Origin of the sequence: Desulfosporosinus orientis DSM 765 (assembly GCF_000235605.1) — a bacterium.
GTDB classification, from domain to species: Bacteria; Bacillota; Desulfitobacteriia; order Desulfitobacteriales; family Desulfitobacteriaceae; genus Desulfosporosinus; species Desulfosporosinus orientis.
This window is the reverse complement of the sequence record NC_016584.1, coordinates 2,214,907-2,236,802: the sequence shown is the minus strand read 5'-3', so window position 1 is coordinate 2,236,802 and position 21,896 is coordinate 2,214,907. Positions and strand designations below refer to the sequence as shown.

The window sequence follows — 21,896 nt, the reverse complement described above, 5'->3', positions numbered from 1 at the left end:
AGCATCTTTTTCATTTTTTAAAGGTTTCTTTAGTAGTGATGCCACGGTCTGTCACAATCGTTGGCAAGGTTTCCTTAAAAAGCGTCTGATCAGTAAAATAAAGCCATTCCAGCATGCTTTCTAATGTTTCTGCTCACTTTGAAAGGAAAACCTAGGCGATAATAGCCTAGGTAAGACAAACGTCGTGCAAAAAAAAACGACCGGAATACGTTAATTTGCGGTCGTTAATCATCTTAAGCAATAGATAGACTAACCTCTGGCGGATGAGTCTAAAATAATTGAGATCTTAAATTTTCTTTATCCATACTGCAGTCCAGACGTTGAATCTCTTCTCCTTTGTCCAGTACGACTACTGCCGGTGCTTGTTCTATGCCATACTTGCCGGCCAAGCTTTTCTTAGTAGCCATGTCAATTTTAAACAGTTTATAGTCATCACCCTGTTCACTGAGAATTCCTTCTAATAAACTGCTGAATTCCAGGCTTTCATTGACTAAGGCGTTAAAGAATAACAATAGTACTTTCTTATCATTTTGCAGGATATTTGAATTGAAGTAATGCAACTCTTCAAGATATCTCTCGGCAGCCACTGCTGCAGTTGCAGCATCACCCACTGCAGAGGCAACTTGCCGCAAATATTTTACGATATTATCTCCTGCAGCATAGACCCCTTCTAAGTTCGTTTCCATACTTTCGTTGACAGGAATATACCCGCGTTTATCCATTTCAAGACCGCTGTCTTTTAAGAAACCCGTTGAGGGGATCATGCCCACGAAGAAGAACACACCCTGGCAGGGAAGTTCCGATGAGGCACCGGTTTTTAAGTTCTTAAGTTTTACACCTTCCACATTGCCATCCCCAAGAACTTCTTCAATGGTGGAATTCCAAATAAATTCCATTTTCTCGTTATTAAAGGCTCTTTCTGCGCTGACTTTATTGCAGTCAAGAATCTCTTTGTCGTGGAGAACCACCACAGTTACTTTACGGGCAAATTTCGTGATGTACATCCCTTCTTCAATGGCCTGATCGCCGCTGCCAATGACGACAACATCTTCCCCTTCAAAGAACTCGGCATCACAGGTCGCACAATAGGCCACTCCGCTTCCCCGCAAAGCTTTTTCACCGGGAATGTTTAACATTCTCGGCTCACTGCCGCAGGCAACAATCACAGCTTTCGCCGTTAACTCCTGCCCCTTTTTTGTTTTAATGACATTATCCTCTTTTGAAAAATCCACACCGACAACTTCTCCTTTTAAAAACTCAACATTAAAGTGTTCGGCATGCTTCTTGAAATCTTTCATCAGATCCGGTCCGCTGACATGGGCATAGCCGGGATAATTGACGATTTCTCTGGTGGTATTTACCATACCGCCAACGGTCCCCTTATTAAGTACCAGCGTTTTAAGCTTAGCCCTGCCCCCATAAATAGCTGCAGCTAAGCCGGCCGGTCCGCCTCCGATAACAATCAAATCATAACTATTTTCCAAGACTCCAACATCCCTCTCATTTTAAGCTCCCAGAACTTCCTCAATTTTCTCTTCGACAGCTTCTTCCTCAGCTTTGCCGGCCAGTTTACCTTGATACTCTCCATCATTGAAAAAGAGAATTTGGGGAACACCTTTTAGAGAAAAACGTTGGAATAAATTCTTATCTTCTTCAACATCGACATAATAAAAACCAAATTTGCCTTCATACTGAGGCTTTAATTCATCCAGCATGGGCACCACTTCTTTACACACATGACAATCTTTCCTTGAAAAGATAACTAAACAGGGTTCACAATTATCATAGATAATTTCTTCGAAACGATTGGAATTTAATTGCTGTAAAGACATAGTCTTAACACTCCTTTAAATAAAATTTTTATATTTTAAAACTTGACTTTCGCAGAGCGAAAAAGTTTGTTTAACCCCATGATGCTAAAGGAGAAGGTATTCTTCCAAAATGATCATTAAAAATAGAAAACACCTCCCTTATTTGGTATCGTGAGTTTGTCCAGAACCACTGTCACGCAGAAAAAGAGGTACCTTCTACATGATAAAATAGCTCGAAAAGGAACAAAGAAATCAACTACCTAAAGAAATTCAGCCCACATTTATAAAACTAAAAGTTTTATAACGTATTTAACCACCGGATTTTGTTATATATTAGACTAGAGTAGTCAAACTTTTACGTTCCATTTAATACCATATTTTTTAATTATTTCTAAATCACCACTTCCAATTTTGCTATTGTAATTATCAGAAAGCATTCTATATTCATGGCCACTTACGACAGAACGCATAGTATTCATTACTTCTAATTTTTTCATATACTCTTCGTCTAACAATTTTTCCAAAATAACCTTGAAGTCTTTTTTGGCATCGATTAACGTATACCTATAATTGAAGTAATACGTTTTATAGAAAAGAGGACTTGGCCGATAACCCTGCTTTTGGGCCTTCAATACAAAGGCACAAATACTATCGTACTGGGCATTGATATAATATTTTAATATTCCCTCAGCTCGGTAGACACAAGCATATAAGGTTTTTTCCATGATATCCTTGATAATCAGATCATCTTCCATTTGCAGTTTGACTTTCCTAATCCATTTTTGAAATTCATTCAAGCTTCTTCGACTTAATAGTTTTTTCTGAAAAGCTAGGTCAACCAAACCTTCAAAAACCACTAGTGCATCTCTGTCGAAAAGGCCCTCCAAATTTTCCTGTTCCGCCAGTAACAAATCATACGCTGCGTCATTGCCATCCATCTGTGCAAAATATTTCAAGGACTCGAATATGGGCTTTTTATAATCTTGCTGCAGCTTTTTGGCCAGACGAAATTTTACTTGTTGGGCAATTTCCTCTTCATAACCCGATGGCACAGGACAATTTTCCGAATAATGCTTTACAGCAGATGGACAAAAGTTATCATAGGCACTCGTTTCAATAAATTTATAAATTTCATCCCGTTTGCCGCTGATGATATATTTCATTTCATTATCTAAACCTAAATAGGCTGCGCCGTACATGGTGAATTCCGTGTCAACATACCCAAGTTCAGCCATTCTCGAAAAATCTTCCGCTATCTGCAAGTCTCTATGCCGCATAACTCTTTCAGGATTAACCGTTAAAATTATTGCAGCCATATATCACTCCCCCGAATCACATCACGTACATTCGATTTTATATCCATTTTAATATAGATTTTCTCATCTTCCGCAATCTTTACATCCACAGGGAAGCGCAGAAAATCGCTTAAGCTTTTAGTATTAAATATTTCTTTGGTTTTACCCATGGTATAACAATAACCATTACGCAAGAGTAAGCATTGATCAAAGACACTTAAAATTTCCTCTGTATAGTGAGTGACATAAATAATGGCTATATCTGTTTTTTCAGCCAGATCCCGGACTACATTCAAAAGATGTTCCCTTGCATAAACGTCCAGACCGGTACACGGTTCATCCATGATTAATATTTCAGGATTAGAGAACAGCGCTCGGGCTATCAAGACGTTTTGGCGTTCCCCTTTCGACATCATATTGAATAATTGATCGATTTTATCTCCCAGATGCAACTCGACCAATAGTTTTCTTGCTTTGATGATATCTTCATCCTGAATATCATACCGGATGCCGAACGTACCAAATTTACCCGATAAAACGATATCCAAGGCTGACTCTCTCGTATAATACTGGTCAAAAAAGGAAGCGCTTACCAATCCGATCCTTTTACGGATCTCTAAAACATTATCATTAGTATAGGGCTCACCAAAGACCGTTAACGAGCCATGCGTAAGCGGCTTAAAACCAGCCAGTATAGTCAAGAGTGTCGTCTTGCCGCTTCCATTCATGCCAAAGACCACCCAGTGGTCGCCTTGATTGATATCCCAATTGATATCTTTGAGCAGGTATCGGCTGCCTGTCATGTGGGATAATCCTTTGAGAGAAATGACCGGACGCATCAATTTAACCCACCTCACGTATTTTGTATCTCCACAATATCTATTGCTCTTATCTGTTCCGCATCAAAATCTTTAGCCTCTTTTTCCGTGAAACCAGCGATGTCTTCATCGGTTAAAATGACACATTCGCCCATGATGTTCTTATTCATTTTTATCTGAACCTGAAAACCTTCTTCATTGATAATACCCAGATTTTTGTTTTCCCACGTCATGATTTCACAAACCTTGGCAATCGACCGTTGCGTTGTCAGCTCATTATTATCCATATCGGGGAAGGCATTAAAACCGAATTTCTCAATGAAATATTTAGCACTCATATAGATCTCAGGTTCGACGCCGTATTCGATCCGACCGCATTGCTCGCAGAAGATTTCCAGACGGGCTTGTTCCAAATTACTAAAAATAATGCGTTTTAAGGACAGCTTGTTGCCGCAGTATTTGCATAAACAACGTTTACTGCGTTTCTTTAGCGATTCAAGCCGTGACTTCGTATTATATGAATAATCCACAATTAACACACTCCGTTTACTTATTCTAAAGCTTAATAGAACACAACTAGTTAGCCCCTTAATGAACTTGGACAGATCAACTCTCTATATAATAAAACTATTTTCGAGAGGATGGCTTAGGTGACTAGGCATAATTATTCATTAGAATTGAAAGACATACTAAGGTTCTCCAGAATAAGCAAGGGTTTAAAGATCAACAAGAAGAAGGTTTACCGACTCTGCAAAGAGATCGTTACTACGACGGCAACCCTATCATAAAGTGGAAAAATTAATAATCCGAAGTAACAATGGACCGCCAGGTATTTGGCAAATTCTGTGCAGCCCACAACTTAGGATATGAACGAATTCCTGTTAAAACGCTTAATGAAAATGCTCCTATCGAATCTTTTAACTCTATTTTGGAAGATGAATGCTTAACTCGTTATGAGCTATCATTCTTAGTCAGCTTAACATGAAGGTGGGCGTGATAGGCTTTATCGCTAGACGGTATAAGCGCCCAACTGTCGAACATCACGCCCACTGAGGCTCATTGTCAAGTTCGCGGATTTATACAAAGAACTGAATAACTATAGCATCTAGTGTATCCCTATGAGAAAGTTACTTAAGAGGGGAATTTGTCCAAAATATAGGGGGCAAGCCAACAATCCGCTCTCCGTAGTATGAGAACGGATTGTGTTCTGTTTCATGCGTTATTTAAAGATAAGACTTAATCATGTTTATACTTTTCGTTTAAATAATTTAAGTTTTAATATTCTTCTTCAAGAATCTGATACATGGGAGCACCTTCACATTGGGCCGGCATGCGTACTCCGCCAAGTACGGCCATGGTCGGGGCAAAATCTATCTGGCGGATTAACCTGTCCGTGTAATATCCTTTTTTGACACCATTGCCCGCAACAAAGAATATCGGTGATATGGATGTGTCCCCTTCACCCAAAGTCGTAGACAAGCAGTCGGCGTGATCATAGTTGTATCCTTCTGCTAAGCAATAATAGATATCTCCTGCCTCAGGTCCCCCCTGTCCGAGCAGAACCGCATCTCTATTTCTCAAAGCAACGGATACAACCCGGTGTCCTGTCTTTTTATCCTTATAACCATATAAGGCAGTCATGATTTCTTCTTCGAGCTCGTATTGGTCTGCCGGATCGACAATACCGGTTGATTCCCTGCCCTTAAGGTTAATGTAAATGTGTCCTTCGCGCTGGGCGATGGCTCTGGTTTTTTCCCAATCGATTTCAGGAAGTTCGTTGCCGTTTTCATCAGTCTTCAAGACGGTAAATCCAAGTTCCTGCATTACTCGAACATTTACACCCGCAATTTCGCCAAGGAACGGAATATCGTGTTTTGACGCTACCTGAGCATGATCGGAAAAGACGGATATCGTCCAGCCTTCATCCATAAGATGAATGAATTTACCAAGATAATAATCGGTTTGAATATATATATCTTCCATGAATTTTTCATAATCTTCGCGCGGCAATCTGTTAAAGTCCTTTTCAGCCAGATGCTTGATGAACATATGCGCCTGCAAGTCAATTGCATGGAAATGGGAAAATACGGCATCTAAATCCTCGGTTTCAATTAAGTGCAAAATCGCAGCCGACTGCCAATCCGCTGTACTGTACCAGTTGTCCAGCATTATGTCGGTAATCAAGGTTTTATCCTGGCAGCCGACCATTGTAGTCGGTGTAATATATCCGACATTTTCCGTAATTTCCTTGTAGATTCTCTTAGGATGCCAGACACTGTCATTATCAATATCCATACCGCTTGATACCCACATGTTCAGTTTGGATCCGTCCGGTTTAATCGATAATAGCTTTATGTTCCGGCTAACGCGGAATTTATTTCCGTTCGCTTTCATTCCTTCGTCAACTACTTGTCTGGTCATAACACCCGGTTCCAGGACAGCGATAGGTTCGGCATCTTTTTTGCTCTTATAAATAGCTACCCGGTTATACTCGCCATTATCGCCTTTTAAAATTAAACAGGGGCGGCGCAGTAATCCCTTGGAAAACATCACAATGAATTCTTTGGCTCCTTCAGGCGCATGTTCCCAGCCGCTCGGTTCTTTAATCGGAGATCTTAACACATCTAACTGAGCTTCGGTTATGCCAGTCATCTGTTGCTCTTCACCCATAATCAATACTCTGAGAGACATGCCGGTGCTAAAACTTCCATCTGTCAAGCCCTGGTCGGTTTTTACACCTGCTTCCGAATCGGCTTTCGTGGAACCAACATCAAGGTTCTCGACAACGCAGGGGGCGACACTTTGAACGTTTCCTTTAGGCGCAATGCCCAACTCTTTTATTTCAGCATCAGCTTCAACAAGAAACTCCGGATCGACTGTAGAAACAGCCATACCGACACTTCCGGGGGATGTTCCGTCGACAACCATTAAATTCGGACTGTCTGAGGTTGGAGGCCAAGAGCTGCCCGGCCAATGCCATACCAGTGTCTTTTTTCCCGCCTCGGCAAAACAGTTCCAAACCGGTTCTGCCTTGCACAATCTTGAGTCAAGGTTATAATCCATAAAGTCCAATGTTTTATTACTGGATTTTCTCCAAAACCCTGTGATCCCGTGGACATTGGAATTAGTTCCTGTGGCCAGGGTCGTCCACATCGGAGGCGTTACCGTCGGATGCCCGCCAAGTAGAACTAAATCTTCACGGGCGGCGCCCCATTCCAGTAGCCTTTTTGTATTCGGCATTATACCTTTATCCACATACTTACGCGTCAGTCTGGGATCCATGCCATCTACGCCCAGACACAATACTTTTTCGGTTGCTGCTTTTCTTTGCATTATTTTTTTGTCCTCCTCTAATATATTTTATTTGTATAAACCCAGCTATTTCCCCAATCCACCCACCCAGAACAGCCCCGACTGAATTGAAGTATTTATTTACATATCTTTTGATAAATGTAATGCTTCGAGAGAAATCTTAGCCGTTTTCTGCCCGACTGCTAATACGACAAATGCCGGAACGATATACAGCAATCCGTTGACCAAATGTACTCCAAAATAACCATATGTTTGGAATACAAGCGGAACAGTGAACAGCAAAAGTGATGCCAATATCCTTCCGGTTCCGAACATGATTCCATTGGCACTGGCCCGGATATGTGTCGGATAAGACTCTGCAAGATATGTCCAGGTCAATGTCATAGCACCGGAAGTAAATAATCCTCTAATCAAGAAAATAATGCTGATAGGTAATGTATTACTGAACAATCCTTGTAAAATGAACAGAAAGCCTGAAATGAGGAAATAGACAACGATTGGATTTTTTCTTCCTCCTTTGTCCGCAACAAACGAGACACCAAAATCACCAAAGGGGACCGTTAAATTTTGATAAATGGCAAGAGATGCAATCATTGATGCTGTAAAGCCCATTTTCAAATGAACGGCAGGATAAAAAGCCATCAAATAGAAAGTTCCCAATGTTGCTGCGAAAACAACGATGAATACAGTAATAGTTCTTCCAATATAGTTCTTGCTGAAGATAACCTTAATGGTCTCGGCATAACTGGCATTTTTGTTTCTTGCTAGTTCATAGGCGTTATCCGGAAGGGTTGCTCCCGGTGATATTTCTTCAAGAACTCTGGCCGCCTCTTCTAAACGTCCTTTTGAAACCAGCCAGCGTGGCGACTCCCTAAGCATTTTGAAAGAAAAAAATATTAAGATTATGCCTAATCCGCCTAGAATAAATATACAACGCCAGGAATTCGGCGAAATAGGAATAATAATTTTTGCAAAAATAGCGGCCATTGGTATTGCAATAGTTCCGCTTGCAATTGTCATTGCCTGTACCTTACCTCTTCGTTCTGCGGGCATCATTTCTGAAATATAACCCATTGCGATTGTTACCATTCCAATAGTGCCGAAACCTGCAAAGAAACGCAGAACAACATAAGCTTGATAATCAACCATGCTAGCAGTTATCAGAGAAGCTAATGAGAAAATTGCAATACAAGTAATCAGTCCCCGTTTTCGTCCAATCCTGTCAGCTATCCAGCCTCCGAAAAGTGCTCCGAAAAACATGCCAATCATATTAGACGAATTGACGCGAGCCACATTCTCCATAGTCCAACCGTAGCTCTTCATCAATACAGGAGAGGCAAAAGCAAAATTCATAATATCCACCTGATCAAATGCATATGCGAGAGCAGCTATCCATAGGAATTGTCTTTGACAACGGCTAATTTCCCTTCCATCAAAAAATGCGGCTCCATTTACTGTAGATCCGGCCACGCAAACTCTCTCCTTTTATAAACTAATCTTGTTCTCAATACCCTTGCTTTCACAGTATTTCATTTTCAAAAAAGAAATTTATACTCTTGATTATTAAATTAAATCTATATTGTGTAAGGTTTACTTGATTCTTTGTCTTTGGCGCCAAGACAATAGGGGGAACCACCTCCCATCTGAAAGTTTATTAAGGTCATAAACTAATTTTATTGTATGATATCCAAAGGCTATAGTCCAATTGGTTGTTTTGATATTCTTGCTCTTTAAATTAGGTAAAATTTTATTTTATACTATAACAGCAACCATCCAGTACACTGCTGTTCCTAAGTATTACACAGCATACAAATAGTTGCATTATTATTTTCTAAGATATATTATTAACTCAACTTTGGCATAGCGAAAGTTACCTTCACCCCAGAGACGAGAAAGAAGTAAGAAAGTTGAACTATTAGCCCGAATCTTTGACTATGTTTCTGGTCACTTTATCTGTAGCTATAGCTTATTCACGCAGGTTTGGTCTGATGGCTACAGCTTTGCACCCATAGATTTCACGTTGATGAGTCCGGTTAGGATTAAAAACCGCCTTTGTGAAATGAGAGAAGACTTGAACAAACGATCCACTGGCTATAAGCGTCGCATAGAAGCGATGAATCCTAAACCGGATGCCGTCGTACAAATGCTTGAAAGAGCTCTCAATGCGGGATTTTCGGAGATTACGTTTTATAGATAGTTGGTTTACTCATGCTCCACTTCTACAAAAACAGATGGATAAGGGACTTCACCATTGGAATGGTAAAAGAACTCAAACAACGTTATTGTTTCGAGGGAAATACGTTAAGTCTAAGTGAGCTTTCTGCTAAAATCCCTAAAACCACAAAGCAGAAATTCCAAGCTCAGTTCGTGTTCAAACCATAACCAGGGTCATCACTTAAGGTTGTCTTCGTCCAAAATCGTAACAACCGCAGAGATTGCCATAGATAATTCTGAGATTGTAAGATTTATGGAATGCGTGCGTTGGGGTATCGAAGCTTTTTCAAAGTGACCAAATCACACCTGAACCTTAGGCTATCGTAAGATCACAGAAATTCTTCGAAGGGGGGATTTAATCAACCATAAATGAGTCCAGCGTTTAATCCAGTTAATGAATACTATCACAATCACAATCTATCAAATTGGAAAAGGCTTCATGTACATTTTCATTATCATGGACTGGTATAGCTGCAAACCAGAAATTATGTATAGCGACCAAGGCAGTCGATTTTACCAATCCGGAGACTACCTTAAACTTCTAGACGATAATGAGATCCGTATTTCAATGGATGCCAAGGCCAAGCCCTGGATAATGTGAGGACCAAGCGTTTTTTCGCAGCATCAAGTATAATGACGTCTATATCAGACCCTGCGAGAGCTTTGAACGGCATCAACTCCTACATAGTTATGTACAACACCTATCGGCCGCATGACTCCCTTGGAACTGATATTCCCAGCTGAGGTGGAAAGTTGAGTTATTAATATTGTTAAGTTAGTTAGGGTCTCTAAACTTTTATGAATTAGGGGGCTAATTAAGTGAGGTTAAAACAATTATATTACCTTGTTGAAGTGTATAAAAATAAATCTATTAGCTTAACATCGAAGCTAATATATGTCAGTCAACCAACAATAAGTGAAGCCTTGAAGAGTTTGGAGAATGAAGTAGGCGCTAATTTATTCTATCGAGATGCTCAGGGCTTGAAATTAACAAAAATTGGAGAAGAAACCGTACAATATGCGGAGCAGATTTTATCTTTATGTGAGAAAATCAAAGGAAATGCGCTGGAGCAAAAATCAAAAGTTAATTCACTGAGCGGTAAACTGCTTGTTTATACCGTTCCGACAATCAGCCATTCCATAATACCTGAGGTAATTAATTCGTTTTCTGAAGTCCATGCCAATATTTCTATAAAAATTATAGAAGAAAGCATTCAGAATATTATTAATAATATTCAAAAGGGACTCGGCGATATTGGCTTAATTACTTCAACAAAGTTGTTACTTTGTAAGCATAATTTGCTAGAAGGAGTTCGTTATGAACAGTTATCTAAAAGTAAACTTTATGTGTATGCCTCCAAAAACTCTCCTATTTCGAAAAATAAAACCATCACTTTTAAAGAAGCACTTAAATGTCCTATAGTCGTATCTGATTTCTATGAAGATGGTTTGGATGACCAATACGATTATGGAGAACCCAATATTGTATTAAAGTCTAATAATATGGAAACAGGATTCAAGCTAATAAGCGAAGGCCGGGCCATTGGATTTGCCAGTCACTATGTTGTCTCTAAAAGTCCATTTTTTATTAAAGATCATGTCACCTATATACCAATTAGAGATGATATGGATTATGCAGTGGGATATATATGGAAAAATGATTCCACAATTACCCCTCAGGCTCAGGAATTTTTAAAGTCTTTTAAATCTTTTCTGTAATTTTAAAAAAGGCAGTCCACTAAAAACTAGCGGATGCCTTTTTACAATTCTTATAATAGCCTTGCTCGGGTAATACTCTTTTCCCCATATTTTTCTTTAACTAAATCCAGGGCTTTGGTGAGGGCTTCTTTGTCCGGCTGAGGATCTTCAAACAGCGAAAGCTGATTTTCTGTCCGGTCTGTTAAATTGTGCATTGTCACACCAATCAAGCGGAGGGGTTCTTTAAGGGAAACTTCCTCCAGCAAAGAGCAGGCTTCCTGATAAATCACGTCGTCAAGATCCGTGGCGCACAAAAGGGTGTGAGAACGAGTCAAAGTCCGAAAGTCAGCGTACCTTACTTTGATGGTGACGGTCTTGCCTTTCAGGGATTTTTTTCGCAGTCTCCGCCCTACGTCAATGGCCAGTTTTAACAAAGTGGTCTTCAGCACTTCATAATCCGCGAGATCCTGGGCAAAGGTGGTCTCATGGCCGATAGATTTAACCGTCCTATCACTTTCTACGGGCCGCTCGTCCATGCCCCGCGCCAAATGATAAAGCTGAGTTCCTAGGGTGCCGAAAAGCTTCGTTAAATCCTTCAGCTCCAAACGACGCAAATCCTTAACAGTCTTCACATGGCATCTATGGAGCTGCTGTGCCGTTTTATCTCCGACTCCCCAAATTCTTTCTACTGGCAGGGGGTCAAGAAACTCTTGAATTTTATCCGGCGGAACAATCACAAAACCATCCGGTTTTTTCAGATCTGAGGCCAATTTTGCTAAAAACTTATTACAAGCCACGCCAACCGATGCCATTAGGTCCAGCTCTTGTTGAATACGTTGTTTAATGGTCAAAGCTATTTTTTCTGCAGAGCCAAAGAGACTTGTCGATGCCGTAATATCCAAGAATGCTTCATCTAAGGACAGCGGCTCAACTAAGGGAGTATACGTCAAAAAAATCTCCATGATCTGTGCCGATACATCCTGGTATTTCCGCCCATTCACCGGCAGAAACACAGCTTCCGGACAGCGTCGCAATGCTTCTGCCAGAGGCATTGCCGAGTGGATACCGTACTTGCGGGCTTCATAGGATGCCGCCGATACAACCCCGCGGCTTTCAGGTTTGCCTCCCACGACAACGGGCTTACCTTTCAAAGAAGGGTCATCCCGCTGCTCCACGGAAGCATAGAAAGCATCCATATCCACATGCAATATTTTTCGACAGTTCGCCCAAATGTCCATCTTTAACCTCGACTATGGTTACTGTTCGTCTTCTTTCATTGGACAAGAGTTGGTTAAGTCAATATCTGCTTTTACTTCCTTCCATGATGCTTGTTTGATGTCAATGCTTTCCAGGAGAAGGATAAGGTCGGATCGACCAAAAAAGGCAGGATTTCCTTTAGGATCTATGGTCATGAGCATAACCGGCATCCCCGGAAAAGCAGGAAGCAATCCTTTAATAACCATGGACGCATTAAAAGAATTTTGAAATACTCCAGGTTTGACAGACACAACCGCAATTGTTTTGTCTTCTACAGTGACGACAGCACTATCAAATGTTGTTAACAATTTAAACTTCACTCCTAAAATTCAATGATTTACTTAGTCTAAAATGAAAATTCGTCAAAACATACTAAAAACCCTTTGTAACAAACCTATAAAGTTCAACTAATTCAGCGTCGGAACCAACAAACTCCTCTCTAGCCTCTGAAATAGTTGACCCCGCCCTCAAAAATAGGTTGATATTTATTCCCCGGGACATTTTTGGCAATCTCCGAACCCGTTCTTTCGGAATGAGCCATTTTACCCAAAATTCGTCCGTCTGGGCTGGTAATGCCCTCAATGGCTTCAAAGGAACCATTGGGCGTATAAATTACTTCATTGCTGGGTTTCCCCGTCAGATCCACATATTGAGTAGCAACTTGTCCATTGTCGATTAAGGTCTGGATAATCTCCGGGCTAGCGACAAACCGCCCTTCCCCGTGAGAAACAGGTACGGTATGAATGTCACCCAGATTAACGCCGCTAAACCATGGCGATAAAACAGAAACTACTTTGGTTTGAACCATACTGGAAACGTGACGGCCTATTTTGTTATAGGTCAGTGTTGGATAATCCTCCATTAAATCAACAATTTCGCCATAGGGTACCAGGCCAAGCTTGATTAAAGCCTGAAAGCCATTACAAATTCCCAGCATCAGGCCATCCCTTTGATTCATCAGCTCAGCTACTGCCTCACTAATCCAGGGATTCCGGAACATTGTAGCAATGAATTTGCCGGAACCATCTGGTTCGTCCCCGGCGCTGAAGCCTCCCGGGAGCATAACGATTTGGGCCTGATTAATTTTTTTAACCATCTCATGGATGGATTGCTCTACTTGGGAAGCGCTGAGATTTCTGATGACTAAGGTTTCAACGATACCTCCGGCTTTCTCAAAGGCCTTAGCCGAATCGTATTCGCAATTCGTTCCCGGAAAAACCGGAATAAAGATCCTGGGTTTTGCCACTTTCCCAGAAGGGGGCTGGGTATTCCGCAATTTATAGCTTATGCTTTGGGGTTCGGCAACCTTTTCAGTCTGAGTGGGAAAGACTTTCTCCAGAGGGTTTTCCCAAGCCTTTTGAGCTGCCTCGAGGTCAATATCCACACCATTAACTGAGATTACCGGGGCAGCCTGGGTGACTCCCAAGGGTTGGTACTCAATACCTGCCAAAGCTTCGGACAGGTCAATGGAGTCAGCAATCTCCAGGACTATGGAACCATAGTCCGGAGAAAACAAATCTTGACTATCTATGGAATCCCTGAAGACCAGACCAATACCATTGCCAAAGGCCATTTTGCTGAGGGCTGCTGCCAGCCCTCCCACCCGTACAGTATGAGCAGCCAAAACCTTTTCGCCTTGAATCAGGTTATGAATGGCTGTATAGTTCTTGCTTAGATTCCGGAAGTCCGGAATCTCGTTTTCGTCACGAACCCCTTTGATTAAGACAACCTGACTGCCGCTCTTTTTGAATTCTTGTGACACAACTTTACCGGCATCTCCCACAGTAACCGCAAAGGCTACCAAAGTTGGCGGGACATTTAAATCCATGAAAGTTCCTGACATGCTGTCTTTACCGCCGATAGCCGGGATACCTAACTTCTTCTGAGCGTAAAAGGCTCCCAGCAAAGCGCTGAAAGGTTTCCCCCATTTTTCCGGATCTTTGCCTAAGCGTTCAAAATACTCCTGCAGGGTAAGGCGAACCTGGCGGTAATCCCCTCCCAAAGCTACAACCTTGGTGACGGCATCAACGACGGCATATAAAGCTCCATGAAAAGGACTCCACTTCGCTAATTGAGGGTTATAGCCATAGGTCATTATGGTTGCTGTCTTGGTTTCTCCTGCCAGCACCGGGAGTTTAGCCACCATACCTTCCGCAGGGGTGAGCTGATATTTTCCGCCTAAGGGCATCAGCACAGACGCCATCCCAATAGTGCTGTCAAACCTCTCCACCAAGCCTTTTTGACTGCAGACGTTCAAATCGGATAAATTCGCCAGCCAGGCATCTTTTAAAGAGGTTTGATTTGCTTTTTCCGGCAGTTTGCGGAAGTAGTTGTTTTCTGCTTCAGGCAAACCGGCCTGAATGGTTGTCCTCTGTTTTACGCCGTTTGTATTAAGAAACTCCCGGCTGAGATCAACGATTTTCTTTCCCCGCCACTTCATGGTCAGACGGGGCTGTACACTTACCTGGGCGACTAAGGTTGCTTCCAGGTTTTCCTCTTGAGCATATTTTACAAAGCCCTCAAAATCCTCAGCACGAATAACAACTGCCATACGCTCCTGAGATTCCGAAATGGCCAGTTCTGTTCCGTCAAGGCCTTCATATTTTTTGGGGACGGCATCCAGGTTAATCTCTAAACCATCCGTTAATTCACCAATGGCAACGGATACGCCGCCTGCCCCAAAATCATTACAGCGTTTAATCATCCTGCTGACCTGTTCATTGCGGAAAAGGCGCTGAATTTTCCGTTCCGTAGGAGGGTTGCCCTTTTGAACCTCGGCTCCGCAAGTCAACAGCGACTCCGTAGTATGTTCTTTGGAAGAACCTGTCGCTCCGCCGCAGCCGTCCCGCCCGGTTCTGCCGCCGACTAAAACGACGATATCCCCAGGCTGAGGAGCTTCCCGAACCACATTTTTACGGGGAGCAGCTGCGATCACTGCCCCGACTTCCATACGTTTAGCGATAAACCCTTCATCGTAGACTTCCGTTACCTGTCCCGTAGCCAAGCCGATTTGATTGCCATAGGAGCTGTAGCCTGCGGCTGCTCCCCGGGTGATTTTGCTTTGCGGCAATTTGCCCGGCAGTGTGTCCTCCAGTTTGGCTCTGGGATCTCCGCTTCCCGTTACCCGCATGGCTTGGTAGACATAGGTACGGCCGGACAAGGGATCGCGGATAGCTCCTCCCAAGCAGGTAGCAGCGCCGCCAAAGGGCTCAATTTCTGTAGGATGGTTATGAGTTTCATTTTTAAACATCACTAACCATTCTTCATCCTGTCCATCTATATCCACGTTGACAACAATACTGCAGGCATTGATCTCATCCGAGAGATCCAGGTCCGGCAGTTCTCCCCGCTTTTTCAGCTCTTTCATCCCTAAGACAGCGATGTCCATCAGACAGACATCCCGCTGGGAGGCAGCAGGTCCATAGACATAATCCCTGGAGGCCAGATATTCCTGATAGGCCTGGTTCAGCGGGCGGGCGAAGTCCCCCTCCGGCAAAGAAACAGCATCAATCTTCGTATTAAAGGTGGTATGCCGGCAATGGTCCGACCAATAGGTGTCAATAACTCGAATTTCAGTAATTGACGGATTTCGCTGCTCATTCTCACGGAAATACTTCTGGCAGAACTCTAAATCCTCATAGCTCATGGCCAGTCCCGTTTCTTGAAAGAACTTAAGAAGTTCCGGTGCCGGCATTTCAATAAAGCCATCAATAATTGCTACATCCTGCGGAATTTCCGAATCGAACTCTAATCTGTCCGGCTTCTCCAGACTTGCTTCCCGGGATTCAACAGGGTTAATGCAATAATCCTTGATTTTCTGAAACTCCTCATCAGATAGCTGCCCCTTCAGCACCATGACTTTAGCTGAAGCAATGGTGGGGCGCTCCTTCTGAGTTAAAATCTGTACGCACTGGGCTGCGGAATCTGCCCGCTGGTCATACTGACCAGGTAAATATTCCATGGCAAAGACTCGGTCTTCCTTGGAAATTTCCAGTTCTTCGTCATACACTAAATCCAGAGGCGGCTCAGCAAAGATAATGGGACGGGACTTCACGTACTCCTCATCCGTAATTCCAGAAATATCATAGCGGTTAATGACTCTCAAGCCTTGTAGTCCTTTGATCCCTAAATTCTCGATTAAGTCATTATAGAGACCTTGGGCTTCAATATCATAGCCCGACCTTTTTTCCACATAGATTCGTTTTACAGCCTGTACTTCCATATCATCCTCCATCAGTTGTTGTTTTAAATATGTATAAGGCCATAGCACTTGACTATGGCCTTCTTCCGCAATCATAGCTGACGCTGAATTCTCTTAGTTTGCATAATACCATGATTTTACTCGAATTAAAAGTGTTAAAGGGCCATTCCCTTTTAGACAAAATCTTCAAATTAAAAAATATTAACAAACTTTTTGAGCACATCCACGCCGCCAATAAGGGTTCCAAAAGTACTGCCCAGATTTGTCAAAACCACAACTAAGAGGATATGTGTGACTTTGTTGCGCCAAAAGCCTTTTAAGGAGCTGACATCTTCTGAGATGTTTTCAAAATCCTGCACATTGGGCTTTTTGATCAAGGCTTCAGTAAGACCTGCAAACCAGCCTGCCGCCAAAAGAGGACTTAAGGAGCTGATGGGGGCAACCAGAAAAGCCACCAGGATTGTTATTGGGTGTCCAAAGGCCAGCATAGATCCAATAGACGCCAGGGCCCCGTTCCAAAGAATCCAGCTTACAATCTGATCCATTCCCGAGGCTTTATCCACGGAAAACGTTGAGATGATAATCAGCAGGATAAGAAAGGGAATAGACCAGCCAATGATTTTGGCGGTTTTTGACGCCGGCTGAACCTTGGCAAGTTCCTCCAGATTGTTGTCGTTCTCCAGTTCTCTTTTTATGCCGGGAATATGCGCTGCCCCTAATACCGCTACTACCTTATCCCCTGTAGTGTCTTTGATTTTCTGGGCCAGGTACTTATCCCGCTCATCAACAATAACTGATTTTAATGAAGGAAATGAGTCTGCCATTTCATTTAAGACAGTGGTAAGCATATCCTCACTTTTCATTTTTTCCAGTTCTTCTTCGCTGATCTCTTCATCAGCTACCAGGCTTACAATCAGCTGGTAAAACAACTTCGCTTTGCCCCAGAACCCCAGGCCCCGCCACAATCTTCGCATGGTTGTCTGAATGTCCCGATCCGCTAAACAGAGTGTGGCACCCAGCTGCTTCGCCGATTCAATACCTTGGATCATTTCCTGCCCCGGTTTGATGTCGAACTGTTTGGCTAACCTTTTCTGATAAGCGGACATAATTAAGTTAATCAGCAAAACAAGAGATTGTCCCTGTTTAATAATCTTAACAATATCTGTATTTTTCCATCTTTCCGCATCCTGAATCGCTTGATAACGGGATTGACATAACTCTACACAAACTGTATCGGGTTTTTCTTCTTCAATAAGCTCTTTAACTTCTTCGGCACTTTTTTTAGAGACATGAGCGGTGCCGATTAAGATTATTTGCCTGCCGTCCATTTCGATGCGATGAATATTCTCGTTGGGCAAAAAAAATCACTTCCTAAAGTTTTCTTACTGGAACAACCATAATAATATCATATTTTCCTGATTTATGTTAATTCTTGAAAGGTCCTTGGCGGTATATTTCGAGTTTCCGGGTCGGGCAGCTTCGCCACATCCATGCAAGAAAGTTAATTCGTGCGAAGACAGTGTCTTCGTACCGCAGCATTCCGAGGCTCGCCCACCCGCGGCTGCGGGAGCTACGCCAAACCTCCGGGTAGTACCTGAAGTAAACCTGGCTCCTCATTCCCCGCAGCCGCTTGTAGGCTTAACCGCCTCTCCATGCAATGGGTTCGCTTCTGTGGACGAAGCTGCCCTGCCTTTCGGGTCTAAGTGTTCTTTCTATGTGTGGCTTTGGGGTCTCTTTTCATAGCCGCAGAAAAAAATAGAGAGCCTATATTGCTCTCTAAAGACTGCGCCAATATTTCCTTAACCACCTTATCGTCTCACCGATCTTCTTGTACTTATCTGAAAAGATATTAGCCCTTTATTATTTTACCCTAGAGTACCTAAAGCCTCCTCCTTTGGCAATTCCCATAAACTTTTCTCTGGAACAATCGACAATGATTTTAAAATAGGACAGCTCTTTAAAATGAGTATCCGTGCATTCCCTGATATCCACTAACCAGTTTACGCCTTCCAGTTTGCAAAACGTCATTAACTTTGCCAGATATTCCAGACTCACATTAACTAAGCCTAAAGGGGTTACACATTCGTCGTTACAAGTGTAAATTTTATTGATGACTTGAATATCCGCATTATTCGGAAGTTCTCCTCCGGTTTCCACGAGTTTGGTTATCAGAGTATCATAGATGGAATTATAATGGTCAACTTCGGCTTCATTTAATTTTCTGATCCCGCTGTCCTGACCGGTTAAGGTGAATCTTTGCAGATGCTCGTCGCATTTTTTCATTACATTCCCTCCTTTTATAAAACCACCTGTTACTATCATCTATAACAATTATCCTTAATAGCCTTGGAATGATGACTATCTTAGTTTGCCCTTGTATTCACTTTCACTTTAACTGCCGCCTCCACTCCCCTTTCCTTTATTTATGATTGATTAATTAAAGCTTACCGTCTCTAAAATCCAATGTCTATAGTTATACCATATGTTATCAATTGTAATTAATTATTTCTAACACACATCCTAATTTGTTTGGTTATCTAATGCGTTTAAAAACTTGGCCGGTGCCCGAAGGCACTTTCTTCGCACGTGTTAACATAGCAGAGCAGCCTTCTGGCATCTCTTTTTAACAAATTAAATAACAGAGGCTGAATAGGCCTCTGTTATTAATAATAAGTATATTAAAGATCCGCCCTTTTGGACGACTTTATTTTTCCAAATAGTAATTAATGGCATTATTGCCGCATAAGTATTGTAATAGACATAAATTTATGTTCGCGGGCATGTGACCAATTTCTCTCTATTAAAGAAAGGAGTTGGGATCATGAAAACATATGAGACGTTTATGATTGTTATCGGGTCCTGTTCCTTACTAATTAGTTTACTAGCTTTAATCGTGGAGGTGATAAGAACAATTTTAAAATGAAATTAGTTTCTCAAAGGTAAAAAGTAGCCAGCGCCAAACCGAGCTACTTCTCACCATCCATAGGTTGCATTGCCTGCACGATAAGGGACATCCTCTTATCTTTTTTTTGCCCTGAAATATAGTTATGTCACGTGCGGCATTTATATGCTAAAAGAATAATTATTTGGAAATAGGATAGCTTAAAGCATTTTTTCCAAAAAGGTTTTGATCCTGGGGTGACGGGGATTTTCAAAAAATTCGACGGGAGTGCAGTCTTCAAGGATTTTTCCGCCATCCATAAAAATCACTCGATCGGAAATTTCCCTTGCAAAACTCATTTCATGAGTTACGATTACCATGGTCATATGCTCTTGGGCCAGAGTTTTGATGACACTTAACACTTCACCAATCAACTCCGGGTCCAAGGCCGAGGTGGGCTCATCAAAAAGCATAATGTCCGGGTTCATAGCCAATGCTCTGGCTATAGCTACCCGTTGTTTCTGCCCTCCGGATAATTTAGAGGGATAGACATCTTTTTTGGCCAATAAACCGACTTTATCCAATTGCTTCTCTGCGATTTGGATGGCATCCTCTTTCGCCATTTTATTGACAAGCATAGGTGCCTCGATGACATTCCCCAGAGCCGTCATATGAGGAAACAAGTTAAAGCTTTGGAAAACCATGCCCATTTTGCGAAAGCTGGCCTTGATTTCCTGTTGTGTTGCCGTTATGGTTTTTTCTTTATCACCGACAGCCTCTACGACAACCCCTTCTATTTCAACAACTCCTCGATCGATTTTTTCCAATTGATTCATACAGCGCAGCAAGGTGCTTTTTCCTGAGCCGCTGGGACCAATAATGGAAATGATCTCTCCTTTGTCCACTTCCAAAGAAACTCCGTTTAAGACCTGCAGGCTTCCGAAATGTTTATGAATATTACTCATACGAATCATTTTCATAGCTTCCCTCTCCTATTCATAAATCGAATACTTCTTCTCTAGTTTGCCAAAAAGTTTGACAAGAACAGAAGAGACTATCAAATATAAAACAAAGGCGACGATAAATGGGATAATATTAAAATCCCGCGTAAAAATCTGGGTGGCAATACGCAGCAAATCCGGCATCCCAATAACCGCCAGCAAGGCAGTATCCTTGACCAGGTTGACAGCTTCGCTGCAAGTTGGCGGCAATACCCGTCTCACAGTTTGAGGAATGATAATCCGGCGCATAGTCTGAGGATAACTGATTCCCAAGGCCTTGGCCGCCTCATATTGACCTTTATCAATGGATTCTATCCCGCCGCGAAAAATTTCTGTCAAGTACGCTCCTGAATTTAAAGTATAGGTAATGGTTGCTGCCACAAAGGGGGAAAATCGTATACCAATAATGGGCAGACCATAGAACATGAAGAACAATTGGAGAAGCAAAGGCGTCCCCCTCCAGATCCATGTATATAAAAATAAAATCTTTTTCAGGATCTTCGGCCCTTTCGCCTTGCCCACCGCCGCCAGGATACCTAAAGGCAAGGCAAATATCATGGTTGCCACATATATTTTCGCTGTTAACTTCAGTCCGGATAAAATAAACGGAGATATTTTTAGAACGTATTCCATATGATCCATTATAGTTTTTTGTCCCTCCGTCTGCCTTTTTCATTCATTTTATAATCTATCATTATCGCCGCAGGTTCAACCCCCAGACGGCCCTTTTATTCATAGATGGAGTATCGTTTTTCCAATCTCATGAATATTTGTAGCAAAATTGAAGAAATAATCAAGTAGAAAGCAAAAGCGACAAAAAAAGCCGTAATTTTAAAATCCGTGGTGACCACTTCCTTGGCCGAGCGCAATAAATCCCCCATGCCGATGGCGGCAACCAGAGCTGTATCCTTAAAGGTGAGAATAGCTTCATTACAGGTGGCCGGCAGTACTCTGCGAATGGTTTGAGGAATGATAATGCGGCGCATGGTCTGAACATAGGTCAGCCCCAGAGCCTTGGCAGCTTCGTACTGCCCCTTATCAATGGACTCGATTCCTGCTCGAATGATTTCCGTTTCATAAGCCCCGATATTTAAGACAAAGGCTATAATCACCGCCGTTAAGGGGGGCAGACTAATATCAAAATAGGGCAACCCAAAATATACAAAAAATAATTGCAGCAATAAAGGAGTGCCTCTCCAGATCCAAGTATATAAGGATAATAGCTTTCTAAGAATCGCCGGGCCTGAAACTTTGCCGATGGCGGCGAGAGTGGCTAGTGGGAAAATCAAGACAATGACAATCCCATATACCGTTAGGGATACCTTCAAACCTTTTAATAGGACGGGCAATATTGTCAGAACATAATCCATCGTTTTTTCTTATCTCCTTATGATTTGCATTTCTTAAC

Annotated in this window: 18 protein-coding genes and 1 pseudogene; 4 read left to right on the top strand and 15 right to left on the bottom strand. The window is 42.2% G+C overall.

What is annotated here, in order from left to right; genetic code table 11:
- Nucleotides 1-269: 269 nt before the first annotated feature.
- From DESOR_RS10300 to DESOR_RS10270, 7 genes are all read right to left on the bottom strand, one after another.
- Entirely contained in the window at nt 270-1,484 is a 1,215-nt protein-coding gene (locus DESOR_RS10300) for an FAD-dependent oxidoreductase (protein WP_014184540.1), read from the bottom strand.
- Nucleotides 1,485-1,505: 21 nt separating this feature from the next.
- A complete protein-coding gene (locus DESOR_RS10295) occupies nt 1,506-1,832 on the bottom strand; it encodes a thioredoxin family protein (RefSeq protein WP_014184539.1) in 327 nt (108 codons plus the stop codon).
- A 326-nt stretch (nt 1,833-2,158) separates the two neighbouring features.
- Entirely contained in the window at nt 2,159-3,046 is an 888-nt protein-coding gene (locus DESOR_RS10290; RefSeq protein WP_148265259.1) for a hypothetical protein, read from the bottom strand.
- A 68-nt stretch (nt 3,047-3,114) separates the two neighbouring features.
- On the bottom strand, nt 3,115-3,945 hold the full coding sequence (locus tag DESOR_RS10285; protein ID WP_014184537.1) for an ABC transporter ATP-binding protein: 831 nt from the start codon (nt 3,943-3,945) through the stop codon (nt 3,115-3,117).
- A 14-nt stretch (nt 3,946-3,959) separates the two neighbouring features.
- Entirely contained in the window at nt 3,960-4,454 is a 495-nt protein-coding gene (locus tag DESOR_RS10280; RefSeq protein WP_014184536.1) for a hypothetical protein, read from the bottom strand.
- 745 nt (nt 4,455-5,199) lie between these two features.
- Entirely contained in the window at nt 5,200-7,257 is a 2,058-nt protein-coding gene (locus tag DESOR_RS10275; protein ID WP_014184535.1) for an alkaline phosphatase family protein, read from the bottom strand.
- Nucleotides 7,258-7,356: 99 nt separating this feature from the next.
- Nucleotides 7,357-8,706: an MFS transporter gene (locus tag DESOR_RS10270; protein ID WP_014184534.1), complete on the bottom strand. Its 1,350-nt coding sequence runs from the start codon at nt 8,704-8,706 to the stop codon at nt 7,357-7,359.
- A 406-nt stretch (nt 8,707-9,112) separates the two neighbouring features.
- Here DESOR_RS10270 and DESOR_RS30230 point away from each other — a divergent pair.
- The 3 genes and pseudogenes from DESOR_RS30230 to DESOR_RS10265 all read left to right on the top strand — a co-directional run.
- Nucleotides 9,113-9,669, top strand: a pseudogene (locus tag DESOR_RS30230) (transposase); the annotation flags it as partial.
- Between the two features lie 238 nt (nt 9,670-9,907).
- Complete coding sequence (locus tag DESOR_RS28810; protein ID WP_158309022.1) at nt 9,908-10,051, top strand: hypothetical protein; 144 nt, start codon at nt 9,908-9,910, stop codon at nt 10,049-10,051.
- A 218-nt stretch (nt 10,052-10,269) separates the two neighbouring features.
- Complete coding sequence (locus DESOR_RS10265) at nt 10,270-11,169, top strand: LysR family transcriptional regulator (protein ID WP_014184533.1); 900 nt, start codon at nt 10,270-10,272, stop codon at nt 11,167-11,169.
- Between the two features lie 50 nt (nt 11,170-11,219).
- On the opposite strand, the gene dinB is transcribed toward DESOR_RS10265, so the two are convergent.
- From dinB to DESOR_RS10240, 5 genes are all read right to left on the bottom strand, one after another.
- Complete coding sequence (dinB, locus tag DESOR_RS10260; protein WP_014184532.1) at nt 11,220-12,386, bottom strand: DNA polymerase IV; 1,167 nt, start codon at nt 12,384-12,386, stop codon at nt 11,220-11,222.
- An 18-nt stretch (nt 12,387-12,404) separates the two neighbouring features.
- Entirely contained in the window at nt 12,405-12,713 is a 309-nt protein-coding gene (locus tag DESOR_RS10255; RefSeq protein WP_014184531.1) for a hypothetical protein, read from the bottom strand.
- Nucleotides 12,714-12,844: 131 nt separating this feature from the next.
- Nucleotides 12,845-16,627, bottom strand: coding sequence for a phosphoribosylformylglycinamidine synthase (locus DESOR_RS10250; RefSeq protein ID WP_042332130.1), 3,783 nt, complete (start codon nt 16,625-16,627; stop codon nt 12,845-12,847).
- Between the two features lie 170 nt (nt 16,628-16,797).
- Nucleotides 16,798-17,964, bottom strand: coding sequence for a TraB/GumN family protein (locus DESOR_RS10245; RefSeq protein ID WP_014184528.1), 1,167 nt, complete (start codon nt 17,962-17,964; stop codon nt 16,798-16,800).
- Nucleotides 17,965-18,466: 502 nt separating this feature from the next.
- Nucleotides 18,467-18,889: a hypothetical protein gene (locus DESOR_RS10240; protein WP_014184527.1), complete on the bottom strand. Its 423-nt coding sequence runs from the start codon at nt 18,887-18,889 to the stop codon at nt 18,467-18,469.
- Between the two features lie 538 nt (nt 18,890-19,427).
- On the opposite strand from DESOR_RS10240, the gene DESOR_RS30955 reads away from it, so the two are divergent.
- Entirely contained in the window at nt 19,428-19,529 is a 102-nt protein-coding gene (locus DESOR_RS30955) for a putative holin-like toxin (protein WP_014184526.1), read from the top strand.
- A 179-nt stretch (nt 19,530-19,708) separates the two neighbouring features.
- Here the strand turns inward: DESOR_RS30955 and DESOR_RS10235 are convergent, their stop codons facing one another.
- The 3 genes from DESOR_RS10235 to DESOR_RS10225 form a co-directional block, all read right to left on the bottom strand.
- Complete coding sequence (locus DESOR_RS10235; protein ID WP_014184525.1) at nt 19,709-20,467, bottom strand: amino acid ABC transporter ATP-binding protein; 759 nt, start codon at nt 20,465-20,467, stop codon at nt 19,709-19,711.
- Between the two features lie 12 nt (nt 20,468-20,479).
- Nucleotides 20,480-21,130, bottom strand: coding sequence for an amino acid ABC transporter permease (locus tag DESOR_RS10230; RefSeq protein ID WP_014184524.1), 651 nt, complete (start codon nt 21,128-21,130; stop codon nt 20,480-20,482).
- Nucleotides 21,131-21,216: 86 nt separating this feature from the next.
- Nucleotides 21,217-21,858, bottom strand: a complete 642-nt coding sequence (locus DESOR_RS10225) for an amino acid ABC transporter permease (protein ID WP_014184523.1) — start codon at nt 21,856-21,858, stop codon at nt 21,217-21,219.
- Nucleotides 21,859-21,896: the final 38 nt, after the last annotated feature.